The organism is Streptomyces sp. NPDC088725, assembly GCF_044751305.1.
Classification (GTDB): domain Bacteria; phylum Actinomycetota; class Actinomycetes; order Streptomycetales; family Streptomycetaceae; genus Streptomyces.
The window spans coordinates 544,986-571,974 of sequence record NZ_JBIVLO010000002.1; the positions used below are offsets into that span (position 1 = coordinate 544,986).

The 26,989-nt window shown below is 68.8% G+C and carries 22 protein-coding genes, 1 tRNA gene and 1 pseudogene; 8 read left to right on the forward strand and 16 right to left on the reverse strand.

The genetic code is table 11. The features are described from left to right. Positions 1-140: 140 nt before the first annotated feature. From ACIP6N_RS06305 to ACIP6N_RS06320, 4 genes are all read right to left on the reverse strand, one after another. Positions 141-884 (reverse strand): ATP-binding cassette domain-containing protein, encoded by a 744-nt coding sequence (locus tag ACIP6N_RS06305; protein ID WP_401813308.1) that lies wholly within the window; start codon positions 882-884, stop codon positions 141-143. Continuing rightward, a complete protein-coding gene (locus ACIP6N_RS06310) occupies positions 881-1,459 on the reverse strand; it encodes a hypothetical protein (RefSeq protein ID WP_401813310.1) in 579 nt (192 codons plus the stop codon). Before ACIP6N_RS06310 ends, ACIP6N_RS06305 begins: the two co-directional genes overlap by 4 nt. Continuing rightward, the gene (locus ACIP6N_RS06315) at positions 1,456-2,736 is read right to left on the reverse strand and encodes a hypothetical protein (protein ID WP_401813312.1); all 1,281 of its coding nucleotides are present in this window, start codon (positions 2,734-2,736) and stop codon (positions 1,456-1,458) included. Before ACIP6N_RS06315 ends, ACIP6N_RS06310 begins: the two co-directional genes overlap by 4 nt. A gap of 74 nt (positions 2,737-2,810) precedes the next feature. After that, positions 2,811-3,233: a hypothetical protein gene (locus ACIP6N_RS06320; RefSeq protein ID WP_401813314.1), complete on the reverse strand. Its 423-nt coding sequence runs from the start codon at positions 3,231-3,233 to the stop codon at positions 2,811-2,813. Between the two features lie 358 nt (positions 3,234-3,591). On the opposite strand from ACIP6N_RS06320, the gene ACIP6N_RS06325 reads away from it, so the two are divergent. Both ACIP6N_RS06325 and ACIP6N_RS06330 read left to right on the forward strand, forming a co-directional pair. Beyond that, the gene (locus ACIP6N_RS06325; RefSeq protein ID WP_401813517.1) at positions 3,592-4,443 is read left to right on the forward strand and encodes a transposase family protein; all 852 of its coding nucleotides are present in this window, start codon (positions 3,592-3,594) and stop codon (positions 4,441-4,443) included. Between the two features lie 169 nt (positions 4,444-4,612). After that, positions 4,613-5,812 (forward strand): annotated as a pseudogene (locus tag ACIP6N_RS06330) (transposase family protein). 166 nt (positions 5,813-5,978) lie between these two features. On the opposite strand, the gene ACIP6N_RS06335 reads toward ACIP6N_RS06330, so the two are convergent. Further along, positions 5,979-6,053, reverse strand: a tRNA-Val gene (locus ACIP6N_RS06335). 206 nt (positions 6,054-6,259) lie between these two features. Here ACIP6N_RS06335 and ACIP6N_RS06340 point away from each other — a divergent pair. The 3 genes from ACIP6N_RS06340 to ACIP6N_RS06350 all read left to right on the forward strand — a co-directional run bounded on the left by ACIP6N_RS06340 (position 6,260) and on the right by ACIP6N_RS06350 (position 8,822). Further along, a complete protein-coding gene (locus tag ACIP6N_RS06340) occupies positions 6,260-7,093 on the forward strand; it encodes a DUF4097 family beta strand repeat-containing protein (RefSeq protein WP_401813315.1) in 834 nt (277 codons plus the stop codon). A gap of 71 nt (positions 7,094-7,164) precedes the next feature. After that, positions 7,165-8,538, forward strand: a complete 1,374-nt coding sequence (locus tag ACIP6N_RS06345; RefSeq protein ID WP_401813316.1) for a hypothetical protein — start codon at positions 7,165-7,167, stop codon at positions 8,536-8,538. A gap of 59 nt (positions 8,539-8,597) precedes the next feature. Beyond that, positions 8,598-8,822: a zinc ribbon domain-containing protein gene (locus ACIP6N_RS06350; protein WP_401813317.1), complete on the forward strand. Its 225-nt coding sequence runs from the start codon at positions 8,598-8,600 to the stop codon at positions 8,820-8,822. Between the two features lie 191 nt (positions 8,823-9,013). Here the strand turns inward: ACIP6N_RS06350 and ACIP6N_RS06355 are convergent, their stop codons facing one another. The 3 genes from ACIP6N_RS06355 to ACIP6N_RS06365 form a co-directional block, all read right to left on the reverse strand. Further along, positions 9,014-9,868, reverse strand: a complete 855-nt coding sequence (locus ACIP6N_RS06355; protein WP_401813319.1) for an HAD family hydrolase — start codon at positions 9,866-9,868, stop codon at positions 9,014-9,016. Further along, on the reverse strand, positions 9,865-12,399 hold the full coding sequence (locus ACIP6N_RS06360) for a phosphoribosyltransferase (RefSeq protein ID WP_401813320.1): 2,535 nt from the start codon (positions 12,397-12,399) through the stop codon (positions 9,865-9,867). The genes ACIP6N_RS06355 and ACIP6N_RS06360 overlap by 4 nt, the downstream gene beginning before the upstream one ends. A gap of 140 nt (positions 12,400-12,539) precedes the next feature. Beyond that, a complete protein-coding gene (locus ACIP6N_RS06365; protein ID WP_401813321.1) occupies positions 12,540-13,709 on the reverse strand; it encodes an HpcH/HpaI aldolase/citrate lyase family protein in 1,170 nt (389 codons plus the stop codon). Positions 13,710-13,907: 198 nt separating this feature from the next. Here ACIP6N_RS06365 and ACIP6N_RS06370 point away from each other — a divergent pair, with 198 nt between their 5' ends. Next, a complete protein-coding gene (locus ACIP6N_RS06370; protein ID WP_401813323.1) occupies positions 13,908-14,864 on the forward strand; it encodes a TerD family protein in 957 nt (318 codons plus the stop codon). Positions 14,865-14,938: 74 nt separating this feature from the next. On the opposite strand, the gene ACIP6N_RS06375 is transcribed toward ACIP6N_RS06370, so the two are convergent. The 6 genes from ACIP6N_RS06375 to ACIP6N_RS06400 all read right to left on the reverse strand — a co-directional run bounded on the left by ACIP6N_RS06375 (position 14,939) and on the right by ACIP6N_RS06400 (position 19,747). Next, entirely contained in the window at positions 14,939-15,676 is a 738-nt protein-coding gene (locus ACIP6N_RS06375; protein ID WP_401813324.1) for a Tellurium resistance, read from the reverse strand. Positions 15,677-15,963: 287 nt separating this feature from the next. Beyond that, positions 15,964-17,109 carry a DUF475 domain-containing protein gene (locus ACIP6N_RS06380; protein WP_401813326.1) on the reverse strand — a complete coding sequence of 382 codons (1,146 nt, stop codon included), beginning with the start codon at positions 17,107-17,109 and terminating at the stop codon, positions 15,964-15,966. 53 nt (positions 17,110-17,162) lie between these two features. Next, positions 17,163-17,738, reverse strand: a complete 576-nt coding sequence (locus tag ACIP6N_RS06385; RefSeq protein ID WP_401813328.1) for a TerD family protein — start codon at positions 17,736-17,738, stop codon at positions 17,163-17,165. A gap of 142 nt (positions 17,739-17,880) precedes the next feature. Continuing rightward, positions 17,881-18,456 (reverse strand): TerD family protein, encoded by a 576-nt coding sequence (locus ACIP6N_RS06390; RefSeq protein WP_401813330.1) that lies wholly within the window; start codon positions 18,454-18,456, stop codon positions 17,881-17,883. A 178-nt stretch (positions 18,457-18,634) separates the two neighbouring features. Beyond that, positions 18,635-19,150, reverse strand: a complete 516-nt coding sequence (locus tag ACIP6N_RS06395; RefSeq protein WP_401813332.1) for a peroxiredoxin — start codon at positions 19,148-19,150, stop codon at positions 18,635-18,637. A 153-nt stretch (positions 19,151-19,303) separates the two neighbouring features. Next, positions 19,304-19,747: a DUF3052 domain-containing protein gene (locus ACIP6N_RS06400; protein ID WP_401813334.1), complete on the reverse strand. Its 444-nt coding sequence runs from the start codon at positions 19,745-19,747 to the stop codon at positions 19,304-19,306. Between the two features lie 482 nt (positions 19,748-20,229). Here ACIP6N_RS06400 and aceE point away from each other — a divergent pair, with 482 nt between their 5' ends. Next, entirely contained in the window at positions 20,230-22,962 is a 2,733-nt protein-coding gene (aceE, locus tag ACIP6N_RS06405) for a pyruvate dehydrogenase (acetyl-transferring), homodimeric type (protein WP_401813335.1), read from the forward strand. A 231-nt stretch (positions 22,963-23,193) separates the two neighbouring features. On the opposite strand, the gene ACIP6N_RS06410 is transcribed toward aceE, so the two are convergent. Continuing rightward, a complete protein-coding gene (locus ACIP6N_RS06410; protein WP_401813519.1) occupies positions 23,194-23,559 on the reverse strand; it encodes a peptidase inhibitor family I36 protein in 366 nt (121 codons plus the stop codon). Between the two features lie 286 nt (positions 23,560-23,845). Then, complete coding sequence (locus ACIP6N_RS06415; RefSeq protein ID WP_401813336.1) at positions 23,846-25,453, reverse strand: MFS transporter; 1,608 nt, start codon at positions 25,451-25,453, stop codon at positions 23,846-23,848. Between the two features lie 116 nt (positions 25,454-25,569). Between ACIP6N_RS06415 and ACIP6N_RS06420 the strand changes: the two genes are divergently transcribed. Beyond that, positions 25,570-26,280, forward strand: coding sequence for a TetR/AcrR family transcriptional regulator (locus ACIP6N_RS06420; protein ID WP_401813337.1), 711 nt, complete (start codon positions 25,570-25,572; stop codon positions 26,278-26,280). The last annotated feature ends 709 nt before the right edge of the window (positions 26,281-26,989 follow it).

Here is a 26,989-nt window from a genome sequence, read left to right on the forward strand (position 1 = left end):
CTTCGGCGTCCGGGCCGACCAACTCCAACGAACTCAACCAGCTTGTTGCAGAGCCGGCGGCAGCGGGCGGAAGCGGAGGGCGCCCGTCATCACCAGAGCGTACCCACCTGCAATCGCATGCCAGTTCGTTACTCAATTGATCAGGCCGCGACTCCCCGGCTCCTGAGCAGGACGGTGTAGGCCGCCTCGGCGGCGCGTCCCTCCAGAGTGCCGGGTGGTGTGTGAGTCAGGAACGTGTGGGTGTTCCCGTGGTGGAGGATCGTCCCGTCATGCACGACGGTGACGTGGTCGGCTTCCTCCGCCAGGTCGGCGACGTCGTGGGTCGAGAGCAGGACCCGTACATCGCCGGTCAGTCCCCGCAGGATGTCACGGAAGACACGGCGCTGATAGGGGTCCATGCCAGCGGTGGGTTCATCCAGAAGCAGGACCCGGGCCCCGTGGACGAGCGCCCCGGCGACGCCGACGCGCCTGAGCTGGCCGCCCGAGAGCTGGCTGGTGCGGGTGTCGGCCTTGTCGGTCAGCTGCACGCGCACCAGGGCCTTACGCGCCTGTTTCCAAGCGTCGGTGCGGTTCATGCCTTTGAGCCAGCCGATGTAGGCGACGTACTCGCGTGCCGACAGGGTGGGCATGGGCACGATGTCCTGAGGCATCCAAGCCACCGCCCGTCGGTACGCAGTGGTACCTGCCTGTTCGTCGTCCAGGGTCACGCCGCCCTTCTGGGGCCTTGTCACCGAAGCCGCCAGTTTGAGCAGAGTGGACTTGCCGGCACCATTGGGCCCTAGCAGGACGGTGAGGCCGTCCGGCAGGGCGTACGAGAAGTTCTGCAGCACCGGCTGCTTCCAGCGTCGGTAACCATAAGTGCAGTTGGTGAGTTCGAGTGTCACGCTGTTTTCCTCGATGAGCGGATCTGGGCGGCAAGGCCGACGATGAACGCCACCAGCGAGGCGGCAGCTGCGGACACGCTGTCCGGAGGGAGGGCGATGACGGTCCAGAAGTACGGCAGGTTCCCCCGGAACCCGATGAGTACCACGGTGACCAGCCAACCGACCGGAATCATCACTGCGGCCTGACCGCCCCAGGCCCGGCCGAGCAGCATCAGCCCGGTCAGGAACATAGCGTTGCGGCCGCCGGTCGTGGCCTGGGCAGAACCCTGGACGGCGGCGACGAGCACGCTGCACAGCACCGCCGCGGCCAAGACCGCGGTAACGAGGGTGTTGTCGAGCCGGGTCATGGACCGGACCCCCGAGACCTCGGCAGCGGGAAGCCGCGATTCCAGAGCAGCCATGAGAAGAGCGAGCAGGGGGATAGGGACGAAGAGGGAGAGCGCGATACGAGGGCTGCCGGTGAGCGATGGTAAGAGCACCGTGTTGCTCTGGACCACGTACAGCCCCACGGCGAAAAGAACCACGGCGAGAGGCAGCAGAAGGTGGCCACGACGGGCCTTGAACCACCATGTCATGGAGTCTTCGCCTCGCAGGTGTCGAGCGTGTGTCTGATCCACTCGGCTTGTTCCGCCCGCTGCTCGGCGAGGATAAGAGCGACATCGGCCTGGACCTGCTTCTCGAGTTTCTGGGCCACAGGATCCCGTCCCTCCGCCTGCCGGCGTTTGAGGTACTGCTTCTCTTGACCGGTCTTTTTGGCCGCCCACAGCCAGGCCGAGTGGGCGCTGCGGGCAGGGACCTGGTCGCAGCGGAAGTGAAGGGACCGGATCATGACCTGGTAGACCGCGTCTCCGCTCTGCAACGGCCCGGTGAGGACCATGTGCCACTCAGCATCCGTGGAACTCTTCTGCAGTCGGCCGTCGACATAGCCATCGGTGATCAGCCGGGGCGAGGCTGAGGTCGCCCCGGCGCCACGCAGCGTGTGCAGTGCGTTGGCGGTGTCTCGCTGGAACTGCGCCAGATAGCGTGCGTTGAACTCCGGCACGCACACGCGCGGCGCGCTGCCTGTGCACTTCATTGCCACATGCCCGGCTGTCAGGGGCGCGGTGGCCGACCACTCGGAGGCCTCACGCTGAGCGCCGAGCACCCCGCCGACGGCAACCACTGCCGCGACCATCACACGCAACGCGAGCCAGCCGCGCGGCAGCCAAAGGATCATCAGCCCTGCGGCAACACCGCCTGCCAGCAGGATGGGCACCCCTATCGTGACGAAGTCCGGCACCTCTCCAAAGCCGATCGAGTCGAACTGACCGGAGACATGGCGCGGCCAATAGGGCAGCACTGCCCTAGTGAAGGCAACGGTGACCCAGTCGGCCACAGCCACGATGGGCGTTCCGATGATCCGCGGGATCCAGCAGCCGACGGCGAATCCGAGTATCGCGTGCGCAACGCAGAGCACCATGCCCGCCAATGGCAGGCGCAGGCTGTCAAGGCTGGGGACGGTCGCTGATCGAGCCAGTGAAATCGCCGCGGGAATGAGCAGGACCGCCCAGGAAAGCACCAACACGGGCGCGAGCGTGTTGGCCGCGATCCGGAAACGCGAGCGAGCGGGCGCCAGAGCCAATATCCGGGCGTTTCGAAGGCCCCCGCTTTCCCAACAGGCCAAAGCCGCCGCTGTCGCATAAGCCAGCGCGTAGAGAGTCTGCAGCGGCTCCGCGACAATACTTGGAGCGTAATGATAAGAGCTTGCGAGTGGCGCCTTTTCTCCCACCACGTAGTAAAGGCCCGTCAAGAAGAGAATAACGGGGGCGGCCCACCGCACGCTTCCACTACGCAAACTGGTGCTGAATTTCATAGAGTCTCACTGACCGCTCGTCGCCCAAGTGAGGGCCGCCCCACGAAAGGGCGCCCCTCACCTCGCCTGGAATCTCAGCCGTCGGCCTTGGTGGTGTCCACGGTCAGCGAGCCCACGGTCAACTGCGGGCCGAAGGTGGAGTCGCCGATCTTCACGATCTTGAAATAGTAGTCGCGCTTGCCGGACGGCAGGTCCGTCCACTCGCCATTGCCGACCTTCCCGTCGAAGCAGGCGGTGAACTTCTTGCTGTCGTAAGCCTTGTCCGGCTGCAGGGAAATGTCATTCCAGATCTGCACATCGGTACTCTTCGACGCACTGGTGCGGCAGTCATGGAAGGTGATCTGCGAGTACAGCTCGTCCGACCAGCGCCGGGACTCGAATCCCACGCTTGCCGCGGTGATGGAGCTAGTCCAGTTGGCCTCGGCTATCGGAGCCAGTGCAAGCGTGATGAAAGCCGCAGCGCCAATCACCGCGGAAATACGTGCATTACGCTTCATTTTCCCTTGTTCCTTACTCGCGAGAGCACGGAAAAGGAATGATTGAGATCCAAAGTCACTAGAAAATCCCCCCGTGCGTCAGGGCCCCCGCCCTGATGCACGGAAGGTATCAATAATTACAACGCGAAGTCAACATGCGGTTAATTAATACTCCAACTGCAGATCGTGATCTTCATGTTGCGGCTTGTCGCCGGTAGTGACTGACGTTTCCTCAGCGAAATGATCTACGCGAAGCGGCATGAACCGCTCCATGCGTGAGCAGGCCGGACGGGCCGGGCCCGGCTGCGGGCAGACGCAAAGCCCCTGGTAGGACAGGTCTCACCACAAGATCATGTCCGTAACCACCAGAGGCTTCACGTTGGTCACCTATGTTGCCGTGCTCGACGTCCCGCGCCACGTCGTGGACCATCTCTCGCGTCTACTGGCCGCGCACCGGCGGCGAATTGGTACTCCGCGCGGCAGCCGGGCGCTCGGCCCGTTCCGCCAGGCGGTGCTGGTCCTGCGCTGGTTCCGTGAGCGCGGATGTGTCCACTGCCTGGCCCGCGACGCCGGCATCTCCCAGGCCACCGGCCACCGCTACCTGCACGAAGGCATCAGCGCCCTCGCCGATCAGGCCCCCGACCTGCACGAGGTCCTGGACCGCTGCCGACGCGAGGGCATGACCCACGTGATCCTCGACGGCACGCTCATCGAAACGAACCGCCTCGCCGGTGTCCGCGACAACGGCAACGACCTGTGGTTCAGCCAGAAGCACAAGGCATCCGGCGGGAACGTGCAGTTCCTGTCCGCCCCGGACGGCACCCCGTTGTGGGTCTCCGACGCCGAGCCCGGCTCCACCACCGATATCACCGCTGCCCGTATCCACGCGCTCCCCGCACTGTACAAGGCGGCAGCCGACGGCCTGCCCACCCTGGCCGACAAGGGCTACATCGGCGCCGGGATCGGCGTCCGCGCCCCGGTCCGCCGCCCGAAGGGCCAGTCAGAGCAGGCCCTGCACACCGACACACGAACCACGAACAGCCTGATCAAAGGCATCCGAGCTCTCGGCGAACGCGCCGCAGCCGAGCTCAAACAGCGCTGGCGCACCCTGCAGTACATCACCCTCAGCCCGAGCAAGATCGGCGACATAGCCCGCGCCGCCCTCGCCCTCGCCCTCGCCCTCGCCCTCGCCCTCGCCCTCGCCCTCGCCCACAACAGAATCTGGAGATGACCACCGCTGAGAAAACGTCACTGATGCGCAATCGGGCTTGATGGCATCGTCTCCACTCGGACCAACTGAGGGACTGTAAAACGATCAGCTCTGTTAGACATCGGTGGTGACGGCAGCTGACGGGCGCCGTTGACGTTGTACCCGAGATGTCAACTCCTTTTTGGCGACGGTGTTTTCAGGGCTGTCAGCGCTGGTCATCGATGAGGTGGTGGGCGACGGCGAGGTAATCCGGGCCTTGGCCCGGACCTGGGGTGTCCCCTTCTCCCTGTCCAATGTGTGGGATGCCGACGGGGAAGGCGCATGGGTACCACGGTCGGACAGTCGCGGACGTGCCGGTGGATGGCCGCCGCGTCGTGCTCAACGTCCAGGTGCGACGTCTGGCCTGCCCGGTCCTGGGCTGCCGGCGGCAGACTTTCCGCGAGCAGATCCCCGGACTTCTGGAGCGCCTTCAGCGCCGCACAACGCGTCTGACCAGCCAAGTTTCGGAGGTAGTCAAGGAGTTATGCAGCCGGGCGTCCGCCCGTCTCACCCGCCTCCTGGCCACCACCTGTCTCCTACGTGACCGCGCTGCGCCTTCTGTGGCGCGTTCCCGTGCCGCCGGCGCGAATTCCCCGAGTGATCGGGGTCTACGACTTCGCGCCACCGCCACCGCCACCGCCACCGCGAGCAGACCACCCGTGAGCCCCGGCACGAAGTCCACACCCTCCTCGACTCCGGCGTCGGCCTGCTCGAACGCTCCCGCAGACTGAACCTCGGCCTGAACACCATCAAGCGCTACGCCCGGATTCCGGAACCGTCCGCCGACCGCGTCGTCCCACGCACCGGTCCCCCTGGCCGACCCCTGCCGCGACCACCTGCGCCGGCACCGCGCAGACAACCCGGCCGTCCCCGTCACCCATCTCCTGCGGAGATCGGAGAAGTGGGCTGCACAGGCAGCGCCAACCCGCTCGTCCGCCACCTCAACCAGGGCCGCGCCGAAGGCGCCCACCTCGTGACAACCCCACGCCGCCCCGCCCGGCTCCTGCTGGCCCACCCGGGCACCTGTGGACCAAGGACACCGACCTGCTCGGCCGTCTCACAGCGGCCTGCCGTGAGATAACCGCACTCACCGGCGAGTTCGCAACGCTCCTGACCCCGGCCCAGGCCAACTAGACAAACTCGCCCAGTGGATCGCCACAGTCCGCACCACCGGCCTGCCCCACCTGGACAGCTTCCGCAACGGCCTCGAATTCGACCGCGCCGCCGCGAACACCGGCCCCACCACAACAGCCGCACCGAAGGCGTCCATACCTGAACCACGAAGATCATGCGACAGCTGCACGGCCGAGCAGGATTCGACCTCCTCCGCCACCGCATTCTCCCGCAATAAAGAGAACGCACCGTCACCACCGGCTACGGAACAGAGACGCTCGTTTGACGGACCCACCCCTGAACACGACGTCGGCCCGCACCACCCCCACGGGGTTGTACGGGCCGACGTCGCGTGGGCCACCGAATCACCAACTGTGTCCATGATCGGTCGAGGCCCTACGTACTGGTGGGCGCGGACGGTTTCGAACCGCCGACATCTGCTTTGTAAGAGCAGCGCTCTACCCCTGAGCTACGCACCCGTGGATGAGGCAACAGCGTACATGGCCTGCGGCCCTGTGCAGTAAACCGGCCATGGGACGGGCTGCGGGCCAGGGGCGAACCGGGGGAAAACCCCACCTCGCAGACGGTGGACGGCCGGATCGGACGCCGGTGGCTTCGTTCGTACGGTGGCAGCACAGCGGCGCCGAGTCGGCGGGGCCGTCGACTGCCTGGGGGAACGATTACCGTGGCCACGACCCGCAACCGCGCGCACGCCCGCACCCTGCTCGCCGCAGGCGGTGCCGCGCTTGTCGTGTTCGGTGTGGCGGGGTGCGGGGCAGCGGACGCCTCGGACGCGCCTGTGGAGAAGCGGTCGTTCGCCTTCAGCGGGAAGACGCTGACGATCGACGCGGAGAACTCCGCCGTCCGGCTCGTGCCCGCCGACGTGACGGATGTCGAGGTGACGCGGCAGGTGGACGGCTGGGTGTTCTTCGGGAACGGGCCCGACGCCCGCTGGAAGATGTCCGGCAGCACCCTCTCGCTGCGGTTGAAGTGCGGCGCCGTGATCAGCAGCTGCGAGGCGAGGCATCAGATCAAGGTGCCGCGCGGGGTCGCCGTGACCCTGCGCGGGGACAACGGGAGCGTGACCGCCTCCGGATTCAGTACAGCGCTGACGCTCGGGTCCAGCAATGGAGCGGTGACGGTCCGGGACTCCAGCGGGCCGCTCGATCTGGACAGCGGGAACGGAAACGTCACGGCTGAGGGAATCTCCGCCCGGTCCGTCGCCATGAAGTCGGGGAACGGCTCGCTCAGCCTCCGGCTCACCGCCGTGCCCGCCACGGTGGAGACGCGGACGGACAACGGGCCCATCCGGATCGATCTGCCCAGGTCTGCCCGTTCTGCAAGCTCTCGCGGGTCTGCCGGGTCGGACACGTCAGGCACGTCGGACACGTCGTACGCGGTGACCGCCACCAGCGGCAACGGCAAAGTCCAGGTCGACGTACCGACGGACAAGAACAGCGCCCACCGCATCGCGGCGCACAGCGACAACGGGGAAATCCGCGTCAGAACCGCGAACTGATCAGCCCGTGTGTTCGTTCGTACCTGGTGGGAGAATGTACCGGGCAGGGCGGACGACCACGGGAGAGGCATGTGAGGGCGACACAGGCGCAGCCGCACGCGAAAGTGAAAGCGAGCGCCGTCCGTGATGTCTTCACGCTGATGTTGCTGCCGGTGCCGCTGCTCGTGGCCGTGCTGCCGGGGGCGTTCACCGGCGGGGGGACGCGGCGGTGGTTCGGCGGTGGTGGCCGCGGTGAGAGCCAGCGGGCCGCCGCGCAGGCCGCGAAGGACGACGCGGCCGCCGCCTTCTACGAGCTGGACACGGCCCAGCGCGACCTGCGGATCTCCATCGAGACGATCACGGCGGTCGACAGCTCGCCGGCCGCCCGCAAGGTGGCGGCCGATTTCGCGGCGCTGGGGCACAGGATCGACGAGGCGAGCGGTACGTACATCACCGCGGTGGACGCCCATGACCTGGACAAGCACGATCTGGATCTGGCGGCCGCGACCAAGGCGCACAACGACCTGACCAAGGCCAAGGACGAGCTGAAGCGGGTCAAGGGCGAGCTGGACCGCTTCGAGCAGGGGCTCGCGCCACTGCTGGACAAGGCCGAGACGCAGCTGGCCCGGCTGGCTCCCGCCGTGGAGCGGGCGCGCCAGGCGCTGCTGGCGGCGAGCAACGCGCTCGACGGCGTACGGAGCTCCGGCCTGCGGGCGGACGACCTCGCCGCCCGGCTCGCCGCGCTCGGGCCTGAGCTGACGCGGCTCAACGAGGGCGCGGGCCGGCATGGCGTTCCCGAGACGCTCCAGCGGGCCGATCATGTGCTGCGCGACGCCGAGTCCGTACGGGCCGAGGCGGAGCGGCTGCCCGAGCGGGCGCGGGAGATCGACCGGCGGCTGGTGTCGCTGCGTACCCGCGCGCAGGCCTTGACGAACCGCGCGGATTCCGTGGAGCCGGTGCTCAGCGAGTTGCGCAGACGATTCACGGCGGCCTGCTGGCAGGACCTCCAGCAGGTTCCCGAGCAGGCGGCCCTCAGTGTCCGGCAGGCGGAGCAGAAGCTGAAGGAGGCGGGCACAGCCCGCGAGGAGCAGCGGTGGCCGGACGCGACGGCGCTGCTCAGCACGGTCAGGGCCCTGCTGAACGGGACGGACGAGGCGGTCTCGGCCGCCGGTGACCGGTTGCGGCGCTTGAACGCCGTGTCGAAGGACCCGCAGGACGAGATCGACCGCACGCGCTTCGCGATCCGCGACGCCCAGCGGCTCGCGATGGCCGGACGCCACACCCCCGAGCCCCGCCATGCCCGTCCGCTCGACGAGTCCGTAGCGCGGCTGGACCGCGCGGTGGCCGGGCTGGAGGGCCGCCATCCCGATTACTGGCACTTCCTGACGGAGACCGAGGCGGTACGGGCCACCGTGGCGCGCGTGGTCTCCGACATCCGCGAGGCGCGCGGGGCCGGGGCGGGGTAGGGGCGGGCCGGGGTGGGATAGTTGACACGGCGTGGGGGACGGGGCATTAATCTGGCGCCATGCCTCGCTATGAGTACCGCTGCCGGTCCTGTGGAGACACCTTCGAGCTGAGCCGGCCGATGTCGGAGTCGGCCGCTCCCGCCGCGTGTCCCGCCGGGCACGACGACACCGTGAAACTGCTGTCGACCGTCGCCGTGGGCGGCACGGCCAAGGGCGGCGCCCCGGCCCCGGCGGCCGGTGGCGGTGGCGGTGGTGGTTGCTGCGGCGGGGGCTGCTGCGGCTGACGCGTCAGGTACGCCGCTCAGGCACGGCGGACGTACGGCACTCCCACGCCACGGGCCGTACGCGGTCTCACGCCCACGCCCCGCCCCCGTACGCGCCTCACACCCCCGTACGAGCCTCACAGCCACGCGGACGCCCAGCGCCCCGTACGAGCCTCACGGCCACGCGGACGCCCAGCGCCCCCGTACGAGCCTCACGCGAGCGGCCGCGCCGCGTGGGCGCCGTGCGCGGCGGCGGACCGGGTGAGGCCGCGCAGGATCTCCTCGCCCGCCAGGACGCCCGTCCGCGCCAGCGCCTGGACGTGCGCGGCGTTCCAGCCCACGTCGGCCAGTTCGCCGTGGCCGGGGCGCCAGCCGCGGTCGGCGGCCAGCAGCAGGTCGGCGTCGAGTAGTGAGTCACCGGCGGCGAGGGTGAGCCCGGCGTCCGTGCGGCGGGCCACCTCGCGCATCGCGGCGCTCTTGGTGAGCGGGCGGGGTACGGCGTAGATCTTGCGGCCCTGCAGGGAGACCGTCCAGCCGCGCGGCTCCGCCCACTCCGCGAGTTCTTTCACCCAGTCCGGCGGCAGCAGCGCGCGGTCGACCACCAGATACGCGAACAGGTCCTCGGCGACCCGTTCCTTGAGCAGCCACGCGGGGTCGGCCGCGGCCAGCAGATGGGCCCGGACCTCCGCCAGGGAAGCGCACTCGCCGGCGATCCTGCGCTCCACCACGGCCTGCCAGCCGGGGTCGGGCATACCGTCGACCAGCAGATGACCGCCGTTGGCGCAGATCGCGAACCTCGGTGCGGGACCGGGCAGTCGGATGCGTCCGTACTGCTCGCGGGTGCGGGTGGTCGTCGGTACGAAGACGGTGCTGCGGGCGAGCGCGTCGAGCAGTCCCGCCGCCGTCTCCGTCAGGTAGGACAGCGGGCTGCCCTGGTAGATCTCCACGCAGAGCAGCCGGGGAGCCTCGGCGTCCGGCATCGGGAGCCGGAGCGCCCCCGCGGAGTAGATGAGGGTGCGGTCGAGGTCGCTGGCGACAAGCACCGGCGAGGTGGCGGCGACGCTCATTTCGCGGCCACCGCCGTGCCGTCCGCACCGGTCGCGCCCCGTGTGTAGCGCGGGTGGATGAGGCCGACGCAGGTGTACGGGAGGCCGTCCACCTCCTCGACGGGCACGCCGCGCTGTTCGGCCAGCAGCCGGACGTGGTCGAGGTCGGCGCCCGCGTCGCGCCGCGCGAGGATCTTCCAGGGGACGCGGCGCAGCAGGACGCGCGTCGTCTCGCCGACGCCCGGCTTGACGAGGTTCAGGTTGTGAATGCCGTACTCCTGGCTGATCCGCTCGACGGCGGCCCAGCCCTCCCAGGTCGGTTCGCGGTCCGCCGAGAGCAGTTCCTTGGCCTCGGCCTCCACCGCCCCCGCCACCTCGTCGAAACGGGCCGCGACGGTGTCCAGGAAGAGGCCGGAGACGTCGTTGTCAGCCAGTTCGCGGTAGTACTTCGCGCCGTGGAAGTCCTGCGGTCCGACCAGGTCGGACCGCAGGACCGTACGCGAGATCAGCCCGGAGACCGTCGAGTTGAGGCAGGCGGACGGGATGAGGAAGTCGTCGCGGGTGCCGTAGGTACGTACGCAACCGCCCGGGTCGGCGAGTACCGCGATCTCCGGGTTGAAGCCGTCGAACGGGGCGAGCGCGTCTGCGAGTTCGCGGGTGATGGCGCCCTTGCCCGTCCAGCCGTCGACGAAGACGATGTCGGCGGGGTCGTGATGCGCGGCGAGCCAGCGCAGCGCGTTGGTGTCGATGCCCCGGCCGCGCACGATGGAGACGGCGTAGTGCGGCAGGTCCAGGCCGTGCCGCTGCTGGGCCCACCGCCGCATCAGGACGCCGACGGGCGTACCGGCGCGGGCCAGTGAGACGAGCACCGGGCGCGGGGAGCGCTCGGCGAGCACGGTCTCGGTGACGGTGCCCACGGCCTTGGCGGTCCTGGCGGCCGACGTCTCCAGGGCGGACTTGAACAGCTCCTGGTACCGGGCGCTCGGCTGGTACTCGACGGGCAGCGACTCGGCGTAGTGCGCGCCACCGCTCTGGATCGCTTCCTCGCGCTCCTCCGTCGGAGCTTCCAACTCGACGCCGGACAGGTCCTGGAGGAGCCAGCCCACGTCGTCAGGGGCGTACGAGGAGAAGGCGGGACCGCGCAGGGGATCGGGCAGAGACAGCGGCTCGGAGGAAGACAGCGGCTCGGGCAGCATGGAGGATTCCTGCCGTTCTGATATGTGCGAGGAGGTCACGACGGCCGAACCGCCCGGGGCAGCGGGCGCGTTGGGGACGTACGAAGGTATGACGGCCAGCAGGACGCGCGGAACATGCGCGGCGAGCTGCGCCAACAGGCCGTCTTCCGCGTGCAGTTCAGGCGAGTCGGCCGGGGAATCGACCACCGCGACGACGGCGTCGAATCCGGCTCCCGCGACGTTGTAGGCGTACCGGTCACCGGAGTTGGACGCGTCGGAGGCGGAAAAGGCCGCGGTGTCGTGTGCCGGGAAGACGAGTCGGCTGCGTATCGCGTATCCCGGGTCGTCCACGGCGAGCACCGGCGAGCGGGTGGTGGTGGAGTAGCGGATCTCCGCGTCGACGGTCCGTTCCAGCGCCTCCGCCAGCCGCAGCGGCGCGTACATCAACTCTTCGAAGCCCAGCACCAGTACGCGGCGCGCGGCCCCCAACTCGGCCGCGACGGCGGCCGTCATGCCGGGCAGCGCGGCCTCCAGCCGGGCCCGGTGGGCCCGGGTGAAACCGTGCCTGCCACCGTCCGGCAGACCGGCCGGCCAGTCGAGCCGTACGCGCGTGACAGCGGCGCCCGGCACCTGCGGAGAAGCAGCGGCCCCAGGAGCCTCCGTGAGAGCTCCGGACTCGTACTCCGCCACCAGCGCCTGCCCCTTGGCGAGAACGCCGTCCGGCAGCAGGACCGTGCCGGAGGCCAGGGCGACCAGATCGACCCGGGCCCCGATCTCCTCGGCGAACCGCGTCAGCCTCTCCTGGTCCGCGGCCGAACGCATGTCCACCAGCGCCACGATCACGTACCAGGACCTCGGCGCGCGCTCGTGCAGGGCGCGGATCGTGTTGAGAACGGTGTTGCCCGTGGAGAATTCATCGTCCACGAGCACCAAGGGGCCTTCCCCGGCGAGCAGTTGCGGGTCCTCAGGCAGCAACAGGTGCGAGGTGGCGTGCGAATGGGACTCCTCGAAGCCGCCCGCACTCGCGACGCCCTCGACGGGCCTGCGGGTGGAGTGCAGGTACGGCGCGCCGCCCACCCCGTCGGCGACGCTGTGGCCGAGGCCGGTCGCCGTCTCCGCGTAGCCGAGCACCACCGCGCGCTCCACGTCGGGGCCCAGCAGCTCCCGGACACGCTCGCCGAGCGCGGTCCCGGTTCCGTGGACGACTCCCGGGCTCTGCGGCACATGTTTGCCGAGCACGTTGGAGACCAGGAGATGGGCGCGCCTGGGGTTGCGGCGCAGGGCGAGGCCCAGCAGCTCACGCAGCCCTTCGCCGCCGGCGATCTCGACGCCGAGACGCTCGGCCACCCATGTGCCCGACCACACCATTTCCACCATGTTCCTCTCCACCGATCCCCCGGACCACCCGAACGACCCGGGCCACCACCTCTGAAATGACACGCACGGTCCCGGCGCGCCGAGCCGTTACGCCCCCTGCCACCGCACTCTCCGCCCGAACGTGCTCTCCCGCGACGCACTCACTCCGCGAGACCGGCGCTCAGCAGGTCCACGAAGCCGACGTTCTCCCGCGCGACGCCGAACGCCTCGGCGCGCCGAAGCGTGCGCTCGGCCCAGGCGCGGTGGGGCTTCACCTCGTTCATCTTGTTCGTGTACGCCGAGCGCAGCACGCCGCCTCCGCCGCGCTCGGGCCGCAGGATGTCCTGCGCGTCGCTGAACTCCTCGTGACTGACGACCGACAGCGCGTGTACGGGCATCACGTGCGAGGGGTGGATGCAGGTCTTGCCCTGGAGGCCGTTGGCGCGGTCCAGCGCGATCTCGCGCAGCAGACCGTCGAGGTCGTGCTCGATCAGCGCGGTGCGCAGCCCCTCCGCCTCCCCTTCGAGGAACGGGCTGCGGCGGAGCTGCGGTTTGAACATGCGCTCCTGGACCGGGAAGTACTCCCAGACAGGGCCGGTGATCGTGAAGCCCGTGCCGTCGGCTCGCCCCAGCACGTTCACCACGTCGGCGATGACCGCCGCGATGATCCGTACGTCGTACGCCGTCATGTCCGGCGCCCGGCGGAGTCCGTACGCCGAGCAGAGGTCGGTGACGCCCAGGCGCAGCGCGAGCACGCGGTCACGGTACTTGTCGACGGTGTCCGCGACGCCGGTGAGCGTGTCCGCCCTGGTCTCCCGGTGCATCAGCTCGGGTGATTCGAGCACGGGCATCGCGAAGAGCCGGCGGCCGCTCGCACGCTCCGCCTCGGTCAGCGCCTCGAGGAAAAGCGCCCCGCGCTCCGCGGTGAACTTGGGGAGTACGAACCCGGACAGCAGCCGGCTCGCCGGACCGAGCCTGCGGACGAGGTCGGGTATCTGCTCCGGCTCCCGGACGCGGATGAAGAGCAGCGGCAGATCGGCGCCGGTGGCCCGTGCGTCCAGGTCGGCGAAGTGCGTGACGAGGTTGGCCTCGGCGCCATCGACCTCGGAGTCGTCGATGGAGTCCTCCAGGCACAGCACCATGGAAACGACACCTCGCGCCGCCCGCTTCAGGACATCGTCGGCGAGCCGGGGCCTGGTCGCCGGGCTGTAGAGCGTGGCGCCCAGCGCGACCGACAGCAGAGGAGCCGGGGAGTCCACGGTGAACTCGCACGGCTCCTGGAGAAACAGACCGGCCCGGTCAACCGCCGAAATATGTCCGAAATGACGCATGTGGCTCTCCCGCTACTGCCGCCGTGGCCGGTGTTAGCCATAAGGTCAGGTGGCCGGTAATAGTACGTATGGACGGGTGTCACGAGTTCCCTGAGCGCGTGAAATTCTGGTGACCGGGCCGGTTCGGCTCCATCGCGTCGGGTACGGCGACCTGGACCCACGTTGTCCGTCCAGGTCAGGGGAAGGCAGGATGCACGCATGACGCACGCCATGCTGAAGGGCTCGAACGTCCCGCTCGACGCCACGGTCGTACGGGCCGTGCTGCACTGGTCGCCCGGCGAGGGGGTTCCCGATGTGGACGCCTCGGCCCTGCTGCTCGGCCAGGACGGCCGGGTGCGCTCGGACGAGGACTTCGTCTTCTACAACCAGCCGGAACATCCCTCGGGTGTGGTGCGACGGCTGTCGAAGCAGGAGGTCGACGACGGGCTGACGGACGCCGTCGAGGTCGATCTCGACGCGCTCGACCCGTCGGTCGACGAGGTGGTCCTCGCGGCCTCCTCCGACGGCGAGTCCTTCGGGCAGGTGAGCGATCTGCGGATCCTGCTGTACGACGCGGCCGCGGACGACGAGGAGCCGCTGGCGGTCTTCGACATCCATCCGGAGACCGGCGAGGAGACCGCGATCATCTGCGGGGAGCTGTACCGGCGCGGCGACGCCTGGAAGTTCCGTGCCGTGGGCCAGGGATATCCGACCGGTCTGGTCGGCCTGGCCACGGCGTTCGGCATCTCGGTCGAAGACGGCGAAGAGACGGACGAGGCGCAAGGGGCGGACGAGGATCAGGCGGCTGACGGGACGGACGAGGCCGACGGCCAGGGCCCGGCGGCCGACTCCTCCTCCGACGAGACCTGGGCGATGGACGAGCCCACGGCCGACCCCTTCGCGGCGACCGTCGCCGGCCCCCCGCCCACGACGGGACAACTGCCGCCGGAGATGCCGCTGCCCCCGGAGTTGCGGCTGCCTCCTCGTCCCTCACAGCCGCCCGCCTACGGCTACCCGCAGCCCTCGTACGGCTACCCGCACGCCGCGTCCTCTCCGCCGTCACCGGACGGCAACCAGCCGGCGTACGGCTACCCCCAGCCCGCGGCGGCGGCCGCACCGGCCCCGGACCCCAACTTCCAGCTGCCTCCGATGGGCCCGCAGTTCATCCACCCGTAACCGTCGGACCAGGCGGTGGGTGGCCTGAACCGCGATCCCGGCCACCCGCCCGCCTCAGGCCTTCGACGCTCGCCTCAGGCCTTCGACTTGTAGCCGCGCCCCCACTGGAGCCCCCAGCCGTACAGCCGGTCCAGGTCCGCCTGGAAGCCGTAGACGAACTTCATCTCGCGGCGGACCACCAGCTCGCCCTTGATGTTCTCCATCAGGAACACCGCGCAGGACCTGGCCTGCGGCGCCCGTTCGTCGAGTTCGATCTCGACGGTCGGACCGCTGCTCGGGTAGAGCGTCACCTTGGCGTGCGTGCGGTCGAAGGCGGGCGTCTGGTCGTAGATGTAGACGAAGAACAGCAGTCGCTTGATCAGATCCCGCTGGTCGAGGTTGATGAAGACCGTCTCGCCCGAGGGGGCGCCGAACCGGTCGTCGCCGCTGAGCTTCACGTACGGCACCCCGTTGAGGTCCCCGAGCAGGTCCCCCAGCGGCTGCACGACGCCTTTGGTGCCGTCCGCCATCTCGTACATGCAGCCGAGGTCGAGGTCCACGTTGACCACGCCCTGGGTGTGCGCCTGCACCGGCTCGGGCTGGAAGATCTTCAGCGGGTGCCGCAACAGCCCCCGCTGCCTGGACCGGCCGCCGAAGTCGGACGTGCGCATCCGCCAGGAGAGGTTCACCCGCATGTTGCCGGTGTCCGCGCCCTGCTTGGAGAGCGAGACCGATCCGTGCCGCTTGGTCAGTTCGATGGAGTTGGACCCGGCGTTGCCCACATCGAACTGCGACGCCCGTCCGCCCTGCAACAGGTTGTCCCAGAAGGCCATACCCACCCCACCTCAGTCCTTCATCACTGTCGTCACTGCCGTCACCGTCGCCAACACCACGCCACCCCACGGGACATGGACATGGAAGAGCGGGACGGCCCGGAGGCTTACGCCTCAAGCCGCCCCGCTCAGAGCGTTCCCACATTCGCTTCGGCGTCACCCTCCGGGACCGGGAAGGTCCGGGGAGTGAGCCGGGTCCCAGAGACTCAGTCCCGGAGGCTCGGCCCCAAAGGCTCGGTCCCGGGGGCTCCCGGAGGCTCAGTCCCAAAAGCTCTCAGCCCGCAGGCTCAGACGGACAGCGTCGTCTTGTCCTGCGCGTCGCCGCTCCCCGCGCCCTCACCGGCCGCCTCGAGCGCCTTGTTCCGGCGCACGGAGGACCAGAAGGAGAGTCCGATGAGGACGATACCGACCAGACCCGTGATGATCTCGTGGATCTGGTACTGGATGGTGACCAGCAGGATCACGGAGAGCGCGCCGATCGCGTAGTGCGCGCCGTGCTCCAGGTACACGTAGTCGTCCAGGGTGCCCTGGCGGACGAGGTAGACCGTCAGCGAACGGACGTACATCGCGCCGATGCCGAGGCCGAGCGCCATCCAGAAGATCTGGTTCGTGATCGCGAAGGCGCCGATGACCCCGTCGAACGAGAAGGAGGCGTCGAGGACTTCGAGGTACAGGAAGAGGAAGAACGCGGCCTTGCCGGCCAGGCCGACCGCGGAGACCCTCTTGCCCTCGGCCCTGGCCTTCTCCGCCTCTTCCTCCTCGCGCTCCTCGTCCTCTTCGAGCTTGTTCTCGAAGTGGCCGGAGAGACCGCCGACGACGAGGTACGTGATCAGCCCCGCGACCCCGGCGAGCAGTACGGTGCCGGACTTGTCCGCGTGGCCCGTGCTGGTGTGGGCGGCGGTGGCGAACGTCAGTGCGGAGACCAGAAGCAGGATGAGCGCGATGCAGACCGACAGCATGTCGATCTTGCCGAGCTTGGCCAGCGGGCGCTCCAGCCAGCCGAGCCACTTGATCTCCCGCTCCTCGAAGATGAAGTCGAGGAAGATCATGAGCAGGAACATGCCGCCGAAGGACGCGATCGCCGGGTGGGCGTCGGTGACCAGGTGCTCGTAGCGGGTGGGGTTGTCCAACGCGATCTGAACCGCGTCGATGGGACCGACCTTGGCGCTGATGGCGACGATGATGACCGGGAAGACCAGCCGCATGCCGAAGACCGCGATGAGGACGCCGACGGTGAGGAAGATCTTCTGCCAGAAGGCGTTCATCTTCTTCAGGATCCCGGCGTTGACAACGGCGTTGTCGAACGACAGGGAGATCTCGAGGACGGACAGGATCAGGACGATCCCGAACGCCTCCCAGCCCCATTGCCAGGCCGCGAAGGCCAGGCCGATCGCCGTGATGGCGATCGACCAGCCGAAGGTTTTCAGGATCACTGCTACCCCATCTGGTGACGAGCGGGCTTGCTCCCGCGCACTGCTACCGCTTTTTACGAAACGTTGACCCCGAAGTCTAGAGCGATACCCCGGAGACCGGACGCGTACCCCTGGCCCACCGCCCTGAACTTCCACTCGCCGCCGTGGCGGTACAACTCGCCGAAGATCATCGCCGTTTCGGTGGAGGCGTCCTCACTGAGGTCGTAGCGCGCCAGCTCCTGTCCGTCCGCCTGGTTGACGACACGGATGAAGGCGTTATTGACCTGCCCGAACGCCTGGCCGCGGTTCTCGGCGTCATGGATGGAGACCGGGAAGGTGATCTTGTCGCACTGCGCCGGCACCTTGGAGAGATCGACCAGCAGCGATTCGTCGTCGCCTTCGCCCTCGCCCGTCAGGTTGTCGCCGGTGTGTTCAACGGAACCCTCGGGGCTCGTGAGGTTGTTGTAAAAGACGAAATATTCATCGCCGAGCACCCGGCCGTTCTGGCAGAGAAGCGCGCTGGCGTCGAGGTCGAAGGGTGCTCCCGTGGTGGAACGCGCGTCCCAGCCGAGCCCGACCAGCACCTGGGTGAGATTCGGTGCGGCCTTGGAGAGGGAGACATTGCCTCCCTTGGCGAGTGTGACGCCCATGATGTGAGTCCTCCCCGAGGTGTGTGGTGACACGGCACGACGCGCCTGACGTCATGCCCAGTGATGCCCTGTTCATGCCCCTGAGCCGCGTCCGGCGCCGCACTGAGAGCGTGCGGCGCCGGACGCTGGTGCGAGGGACGGCTCAGACGTTGACGCCGAAGTCCTGCGCGATGCCGCGCAGGCCCGAGGCGTACCCCTGGCCGATGGCGCGGAACTTCCACTCCGCGCCGTTGCGGTACAGCTCGCCGAAGACCATCGCGGTCTCCGTCGAGGCGTCCTCACTGAGGTCGTACCGGGCCAGCTCGTTGTTGTCGGCGCGGTTGACGACGCGGATGAACGCGTTGCGCACCTGGCCGAAGGACTGCTGGCGGCTCTCCGCCTCGTAGATCGAGACGGGGAACACGATCTTGTCGACGTCGGCGGGGACGGTGGCCAGATCGACGTTGATCGCCTCGTCGTCGCCCTCGCCCTCACCGGTCGTGTTGTCACCGGTGTGCTCGACGGAGCCGTCGGGGCTCTTCAGGTTGTTGAAGAAGACGAAGTTCCCGTCGACGGCGACCTTGCCCTCGGCGTTCACCAGCAGCGCGCTGGCGTCGAGGTCGAAGTCACTGCCGGTGGTCGTACGGACGTCCCAGCCCAGTCCCACGGTGACCGCGGTCAGGTTGGGCGCGGCCTTGGACAGCGAGACGTTTCCGCCCTTGCTGAGGCTGACTCCCACGAGTGCTCCCTAATTGTTTTTCCCGAGGCCGGCGCAGCGAGGCCGGCGACTGACCAACCGTGGTCAGCGGCCGCCCTCGCGGGCGCCGCGCCCCCTGGTGCGTTGGCATCGGATCAACGAATGGATCCTAGTGACCGGTTCCCCGTCAACGCGCGATTTACGGCGGGTCATGACGGATTCAGAGGGTGTCGAGCACCTTGAGGTACTCGTTGAGGTCCCTGGCGTCCGGCAGATCGTTGACGACGGCCCACCGGACGATGCCGTTCCGGTCCAGGATGAACGTGCCGCGCACGGCGCACCCCTTCTCCGCGTCGAAGACGCCGTACGCCCGCGCCACCTCGCCGTGCGGCCAGAAGTCCGAGAGCAGCGGAAACTCCAGGCCCTCCTGGTCGGCGAAGACGCGCAGCGTGTGGATGGAGTCGGTGGAGACGGCGAGCAGCTGGGTGTCGTCGTTCACGAACGCGCCCAGCTCGTCGCGGAGCGCGGTCAGCTCGCCCGTACAGACGCCGGTGAAGGCGAAGGGGTAGAAGAGGAGCACCACGTTCTGCCCGGCGTCCCGGGACTCCTCGCCCGGATCGCCACGGGGGCCGTCGCCGGGACCGGGGACGGCCCGGAAGTCGGACAGCCGTACCGTCCGCCCGTGGTTGTCCTTCAGCTCGAAGTCCGGGGCGGGGGCACCGACCTCGATCGCCATGGATATGTCCTTTCCTGGGCCACGCCTGGCGCGGGCGCCGGGCCCGGCAGGTCCTGGCCACCCTGCGCACAGGGCCCCCGCCGACACCGTCGGCGGGGGCCTCTCAAAGGTTCTGGCTGCTGTGGCTTGCGCGCTCGGATGCGGCGCTCGTGGTCAGCGCTTGGCCTTCGCCGCCCTGGGATTGGGTGTGACGAGCCGGCTTCCTGTCCAGTCCTTGCCGGCGTTGACGCTCTTGGTCTGCGCCAGACCTGCGGTCTGGGCGGCCTCGTTGATGTCGCTCGGTTCGACGTAACCATCACGGCCGGTCTTGGGCGTCATCAGCCAGACCGCACCGCCTTCGTCGATCAGACCGATGGCGTCCACCAGCGCGTCCGTAAGGTCGCCGTCCTCGTCCCGGAACCACAGGATGACGGCGTCGGCCACGTCATCGTAGTCCTCGTCGACGAGCTCCTGGCCGATGACGGCCTCGATGGACTCGCGGAGCTCCTGCTCGACGTCGTCGTCGAAGCCGATCTCCTGGACCACCTGTCCGGGTTCGAACCCCAGCCTTGCGGCAAGGTTGGTCCGTTCCTCCGCGTGGTCCGCGGTCGCGCTCACGGATTGCCTCCTGATCATGTTTTGGAAAATGCTTCAGCCGCGCGCGTACGCGGGGCATTGGCCGTAGTCCACACGGACGGGGCGGATCGCGCAAGTACCCGGCCGCAGAGACCGCCGAAACGGTGACGTTTCGGGCGGCTTCGGCGCAACTCCCGCCACTTCGACATGGCCCTCGGTGACACACACCATAAAGTTCCTCCTTCTTTGCCATGTTATGCGTCTTCGGTGCGTGATTCAGGTCCGTACGGCGTAACCAAACAGTTGGACGGGTTGAGCGTAAGGTGCCGATTTGACCGTCGCGGGGTCCCGGTTCGGCGGGCGATTTCCCGGAGAGTGTGAGTTACCCCTCGGTAGAGATGACGTTTCCGCCGTCGCGGTACACGATGGAGGCGCCGTATGTGCCCATTCCCTGGGAACCCTCGCGGGACACCCTTGGAGGGCGACCGCGGTTCCTCCCACGACCCGACCAGCGAAGGACAAGCGTGGCTTCCGGATCCGAGCGCAGCCCGATCATCATTGGCGGCCTTCCCAGCCAGGTCCCGGACTTCGACCCCGATGAGACCCAGGAATGGCTCGACTCGCTCGACGCCGCGGTGGACGAGCGCGGCCGTGAACGCGCCCGTTACCTGATGCTCCGGCTGATCGAGCGCGCGCGTGAGAAGCGCGTCGCCGTGCCCGAGATGCGCAGCACGGACTACGTCAACACCATCGCCACCAAGGACGAGCCGTTCTTCCCCGGCAACGAGGAAATCGAGCGCAAGGTCCTCAACGCCACCCGCTGGAACGCCGCCGTGATGGTGTCGCGAGCCCAGCGCCCGGGTATCGGCGTCGGTGGCCACATCGCCACGTTCGCCTCCTCGGCCTCCCTGTACGACGTGGGCTTCAACCACTTCTTCCGGGGCAAGGACGGCGGCGACGGAGGCGACCAGATCTTCTTCCAGGGCCACGCCTCCCCCGGCATCTACGCCCGCGCCTTCCTGCTCGACCGGCTGAGCGAGACGCAGCTCGACGCGTTCCGCCAGGAGAAGTCGAAGGCCCCGTACGGCCTGTCCAGCTACCCGCACCCGCGGCTGATGCCGGACTTCTGGGAGTTCCCGACCGTCTCGATGGGCCTCGGCCCGCTCGGCGCGATCTACCAGGCCAGGATGAACCGCTACATGGCGGCGCGCGGTATCGCCGACACCTCCGCCTCGCACGTCTGGGCGTATCTGGGCGACGGCGAGATGGACGAGCCCGAGTCGCTGGGACAGCTGTCCATCGCCGCCCGTGAGGGCCTGGACAACCTGACCTTCGTGGTCAACTGCAACCTCCAGCGCCTCGACGGCCCCGTACGCGGCAACGGCAAGATCATCCAGGAGCTGGAGTCCCAGTTCCGCGGCGCCGGCTGGAACGTCATCAAGCTGGTCTGGGACCGCTCCTGGGACCCGCTGCTGGCGCAGGACAGGGACGGCGTCCTCGTCAACCGGCTGAACACCACGCCCGACGGGCAGTTCCAGACGTACGCGACGGAGACCGGCGCGTACATCCGCGACCACTTCTTCGGCGACGACCAGCGGCTGCGCGCCATGGTCGAGAACATGTCCGACGAGCAGATCCTGCACCTGGGACGCGGCGGCCACGACCACAAGAAGGTCTACGCGGCGTACGAGGCGGCCAAGGCCCACAAGGGCCAGCCGACGGTGATCCTGGCGCAGACCGTCAAGGGCTGGACGCTCGGCCCGAACTTCGAGGGCCGCAACGCGACCCACCAGATGAAGAAGCTCACGGTCGCGGACCTCAAGGGCTTCCGGGACCGGCTGCACCTGCCGATCGCGGACAAGGACCTGGAGGACGGCGCGCCGCCGTACTACCACCCCGGCCGGGACTCCGAAGAGATCCAGTACATGCACGACCGCCGCAAGGCGCTGGGCGGGTACGTACCGACCCGCGTGGTGCGTGCGAAGCCGCTGGCGCTGCCCGAGGACAAGGCGTACGCGGCGGTGAAGAAGGGCTCGGGGCAGCAGTCGATCGCCACCACCATGGCGTTCGTCCGGCTGCTCAGGGACCTGCTGCGGGACAAGGAGATCGGCAGGCGGTTCGTGCTGATCGCGCCCGACGAGTACCGCACGTTCGGGATGGACTCGTTCTTCCCGAGCGCCAAGATCTACAACCCGCTGGGCCAGCAGTACGAGTCGGTGGACCGCGAACTGCTGCTCGCGTACAAGGAGTCGAAGACCGGCCAGCTGCTGCACGACGGCATCTCGGAGGCCGGCTGCACGGCTTCGCTGATCGCCGCGGGCTCCGCGTACGCCACGCACGGCGAGCCGCTGATCCCGGTGTACGTCTTCTACTCGATGTTCGGTTTCCAGCGCACCGGTGACCAGTTCTGGCAGATGGCCGACCAGTTGGCGCGCGGCTTTGTACTGGGCGCGACCGCCGGACGTACGACGCTGACCGGTGAGGGCCTTCAGCACGCGGACGGCCACTCCCAGCTGCTCGCCTCGACGAACCCGGCGTGCGTCGCCTACGACCCCGCCTACGGCTTCGAGATCGCGCACATCGTCCAGGACGGCCTGCGCCGGATGTACGGGCCGGACAGCGAGGACATCTTCTACTACCTCACCGTCTACAACGAGCCGATCCAGCACCCGGCCGAGCCTGCCGACGTGGACGTCGAGGGCATCCTCAAGGGCATCCACCGCTTCAAGCGGGGCGAAAGCGGCTCGATCCCGGCGCAGATCATGGCGTCCGGTGTTGCCATGCCCTGGGCCGTCGAGGCGCAGCGGATCCTCGCGGAGGACTGGGACGTCAAGGCCGACGTCTGGTCGGCGACGTCCTGGAACGAGCTGCGCCGCGAGGCGGTCGAGGTCGAGCGGCACAACCTGCTCAACCCGGAGGAGGAGCAGCGCGTCCCGTATGTGACACGGAAGCTGTCCGGCTCCGAGGGACCGTTCGTGGCCGTTTCCGACTGGATGCGTTCAGTTCCCGACCAGATCGCGCGCTGGGTGCCGGGTACGTACCAGTCACTGGGCGCCGACGGTTTCGGCTTCGCGGACACGCGGGGAGCGGCCCGCCGGTTCTTCCACATCGACGCGCAGTCGATCGTCCTCGGTGTGCTCACCGAGCTGGCGCGGGAGGGCAAGGTCGACCGTTCGGCGCTGAAGCAGGCGCTGGACCGCTACCAGCTGCTCGACGCCGCGGCGGCCGACCCGGGCGCCGCGGGCGGCGACGCGTAAGAGGTACGGGCCGTGAGCCGTACCGCGCGTAAGCGGTACGGCGGATACGGCCGGTACGGCTGATACGGCAGAGGGCGGCGGGACCCGTGAAAGGTCCCGCCGCCCTTCGCGTTCCCGGCCGCGTACGGCGGTCCCGTACGTACGGCGGTCCCGCCCGGTCCGCCGCCGTCTTCGGTTGCGGACCGGGGGCTCCTGCCCGTACGGGTGGTGCGCTGGTTCGCCCGCCCCCGCTCAGTGCTCCCAGACCTTGAAGGCCCTGACGCGGTAGGGCGAGCGCGGCAGCCACGTACCGCCGCCCGGATACGTCTCGAACTCGCCGGTCTCCGCGCACTCCTCCGACTGGTAGGTGGTGACGGGCCGTCCGGTGCGGTTGGCCAGGGCCGAGGCCGTGGCGCCGGCCGGCAGCGGGGTACAGCTCTCCATATCCATGCCCGCCAGCTCATGGGTCCGCTTGGTGCCGCGGAAGTCGTCCTTCTCCCAGAGGCACAGCTCGCCGGACCCGCACTCACCCATGCGCGGCGGAGAGGCGTCGGCGACGGACCCCGGCAGCAGAGCGGCGGCGACGGCGAGCGCCCCGGCGGTGACGGTCGTGCGCATGGTGGCGGTCTTGCCGGTCTTGACTGTCTTGCGCATAAGGATTCATCCCCCGTGTCGTAACGAAATCGTCCGGCCCCACACTGAGCCGCGGATCCCGCCCGGGGAAAGAGTCCTTGATCATCTCCACCCGGATAGGCGACAGCCCCGCCGGATCGTTCCGGCGGGGCCGATGGATGTACGGAGTTGACGCCGGACGCCGGATGCCGGGCGTTTTCGTATGCCGGACGATGTCCGATGCCGGACCTCGAATGGCGCGCCTCAGATGCCGGACCCCGGACACCGGATGTCAGATGTGAACGCCACCGCCCGCGGCGTCCGCGTTCTCGCCGCGCTTCGTCAGCAGGGCGACGAAGACGGCCACGGTCGCGACCCCGCCCGCTGTCAGGCAGGCAAGGCTCATGCCGGACATGAACGTGTCGTGCGCGACGTTCGTGATCTTCTCGGCGATCGCGGCGGGAGTGTTCGGCTGGAGCGGCGGGATGCCGACCTGCACGGCTTCCGCGGCCTGGCCGGCCTGGGTGGGCGTGAGCGGCGGAAGTCCCGCCGAGGCCCAGTTGCCCGGCAGGTCGTTGGAGACCTTCGAGGCCATGACCGCGCCGAGTACCGCCGTACCGAGGCTGCCACCGATCTGCATGGCGGCCTGCTGAAGACCGCCGGCCACGCCGGAGAGTTCCATCGGGGCGTTGCCCACGATGACCTCGGTCGCGCCCACCATGACCGGGGCGAGCCCCATGCCGAGCAGGGCGAACCAGATCGACATGGTGCCGGTGCCGCTGTCCGTGGAGAGCGTGGACATGCCGAACATGGCGACCGCCGTGAAGATCATGCCGCCGGCCAGCGGAATACGCGGGCCCACCTTGGTGATCACGAAGCCGGCCAGCGGCGAGGCGACGATCATCATGCCGGTCAGGGGCAGCAGGTGCAGTCCGGCGTCGATGGCCTTCATGCCGTGCACGTTCTGGAGGTAGAAGGTGACGAAGAAAAGACCGCCCAGGAAGGCGATCGCCATCAGCACCATCAGGACCACGCCTGCGGAGAGCGGTATGGAACGGAAGAGGCCCACCGGCACCAGCGGTTCCTCGACCTTCGTCTCCCAGAAGACGAACAGGCCGAAGCAGACCAGCGAGACGACGATGAAGAGCCAGGTCATGCCGTCGCCCCAGCCCCAGGTCGGGGCCTTGATGATGGCCCAGACAAGGCAGAACATCGCGGCCGACAGCAGCAGGATGCCCAGGATGTCGAAGGACTTCGGGGCGTTCTGCGCCCGGTGATCCCTGAGGATCAGCGCGCCGAGCACCAGCGCGAGCACGCCCACCGGCACGTTGATGAAGAAGACGGACTGCCAGCTGACGTGCTCGACCAGCACGCCGCCGAGGATCGGACCGCCCGCGGTGGAGGCGCCGATGACCATGCCCCAGACACCGATGGCCATGTTCAGCTTCTCGGCGGGGAAGGTGGCACGCAGCAGACCGAGCGCGGCCGGCATCAGCAGCGCGCCGAACAGCCCCTGGAACACGCGGAACACGACCACGAGGCTGATGCTGTGGGAGAGGCCGATGACGCCGGACGCGGCGGCGAAGCCGGTGACGCCGATGAGGAAGGTCTGCCGGTGGCCGAAGCGGTCACCGAGCTTGCCGGCGGTGATCAGGGCGACGGCGAGAGCGAGGAAGTAGCCGTTGGTGATCCACTGGACGTCGGCGAAACTCGCGCCGAGGTCCTTTTGGATGGCAGGGTTCGCGATCGCGACAATGGTGCCGTCGAGCGCCACCATCATGACGCCGATGGCAACGGAGAAGAGCGTCAACCAAGGATGGCCACGCAGTCCCTTGGCGGGCGTCCGGGCCGGGGATTCCGGCGACTGAGACGCTTCCTTGACGGTGGTCTGACTAGTCATACCGTCACGCTAGTGTCAGCCACTGACAGTTGACAAACCCTTTCATAAGTCAGTAACTGTCATGTAACTCACAGAAACATTCGACAAGGTGAAAGCAACCGAATGAGCATGGTGCCGTGACCGCCGCGCAGGAACCTGCCAGCGCGTCAGGAACAGCGGGGGAACGTCCGGTCGGGCTGCGCGCGCTGAGGAAACAGCGCACCCGGGACGCCCTTCTGCGGGTCGCGCTCGAACTCTTCACCACCCAGGGGTACGAACGCACGACCGTCGACGAGATCGCCGGCACCGTGGAAGTCTCGCAGCGCACCTTCTTCCGGTATTTCGCCAGCAAGGAGGAGGTCGCCTTCGACGTGGTGCGGATGGTCGAGGGCACGTTCCTGGAGGGACTGCGGAAGCGGCCGGCCGGGGAGGGCCCGTTCCTGGCGATGCGTCAGGCCGTGCTGTCGTCCTGGGACCACGTCGGCGAGGCGATGGAGAGCGTCGTACCGGTCGCGCTGCACATGCGGACGTACCAGATGATCGAGTCCACACCGGCTCTGCTCGCCGTGCACCTGCGCCGATCGGCCGAGCTGGAGGACCACATCGCGGAGCTGATCGCCGCGCGCGAAGGCCTTGACGTGGACGCCGATCCGCGCCCGCGGGCGGCCGTCGCCGCGTTCACGGGCGTGCTGCGGATGACCGGGCGGCTGTGGGGCCAGGGGCAGGACGCGAGCATCGACGCGATACGTGAACTGACGGAGAGATATCTCGACCGGCTGGGTCCGGCGCTCGCGGAGGACTGGCGAGAGCCGCCGTCCGGCGGGGGCGGTTGTCGCGCGTCGCGGTAGTCGCCGGGTTCCGCGGGTCGGCGTCCGCCGGGGCGTTGGGGGCTGGGGGCTCGCCGTCCGGCGCGGTTCGCCGTCCGGCGCGGGGCCGCTGTTCGGCGCGGTTCGCCGTCCGGCGCGAGGCCGCTGTTCGGCGCGGTTCGCCGTCCGGCGCGAGGCCGCCGTCCGGCGCGGAGTCGCCGTCCAGCGCGGAGTCGCCGTCCAGCGCGGGGCCGGGCAGGGTTGCGGTTGGTGCCGGGTTCCGCGCCGCCGTGGCCGGGGCGTTGTGCGTTTCGGTTGTCGCCGGGTTCCGCGCAGGGGAAGTGTCCGCCACTGCATGATTTACGGCGTGTACAGGCGCAGTGGACACCGGGCCCGTGGTGTCCACGCCGCAAAGTCACGCTTTACGTTCTGGACACCACCCCTCCACGGCCCCCTTCCACCCGCGAGCCATCGGTCGCTCGGGAGGTCGAAGTGTTGGCGCGGGCCCGGCAGGGAGTCCGCCCCTCCACGGCCCCCCTCCACCCGCGAGCCATCGGTCGCTCGGGAGGTCGGAGTGTTGGCGCGGGCCCGGCAGGGAGTCCGCCCCTCCACGGCCCCCCTCCACCCGCGAGCCATCGGTCGCTCGGGAGGTCAGAGTGTTGGCGCGGGCCCGGCAGGGAGTCCGCCCCTCCACGGCCCCCCTCCACCCGCGAGCCATCGGTCGCTCGGGAGGTCAGAGTGTTGGCGCGAC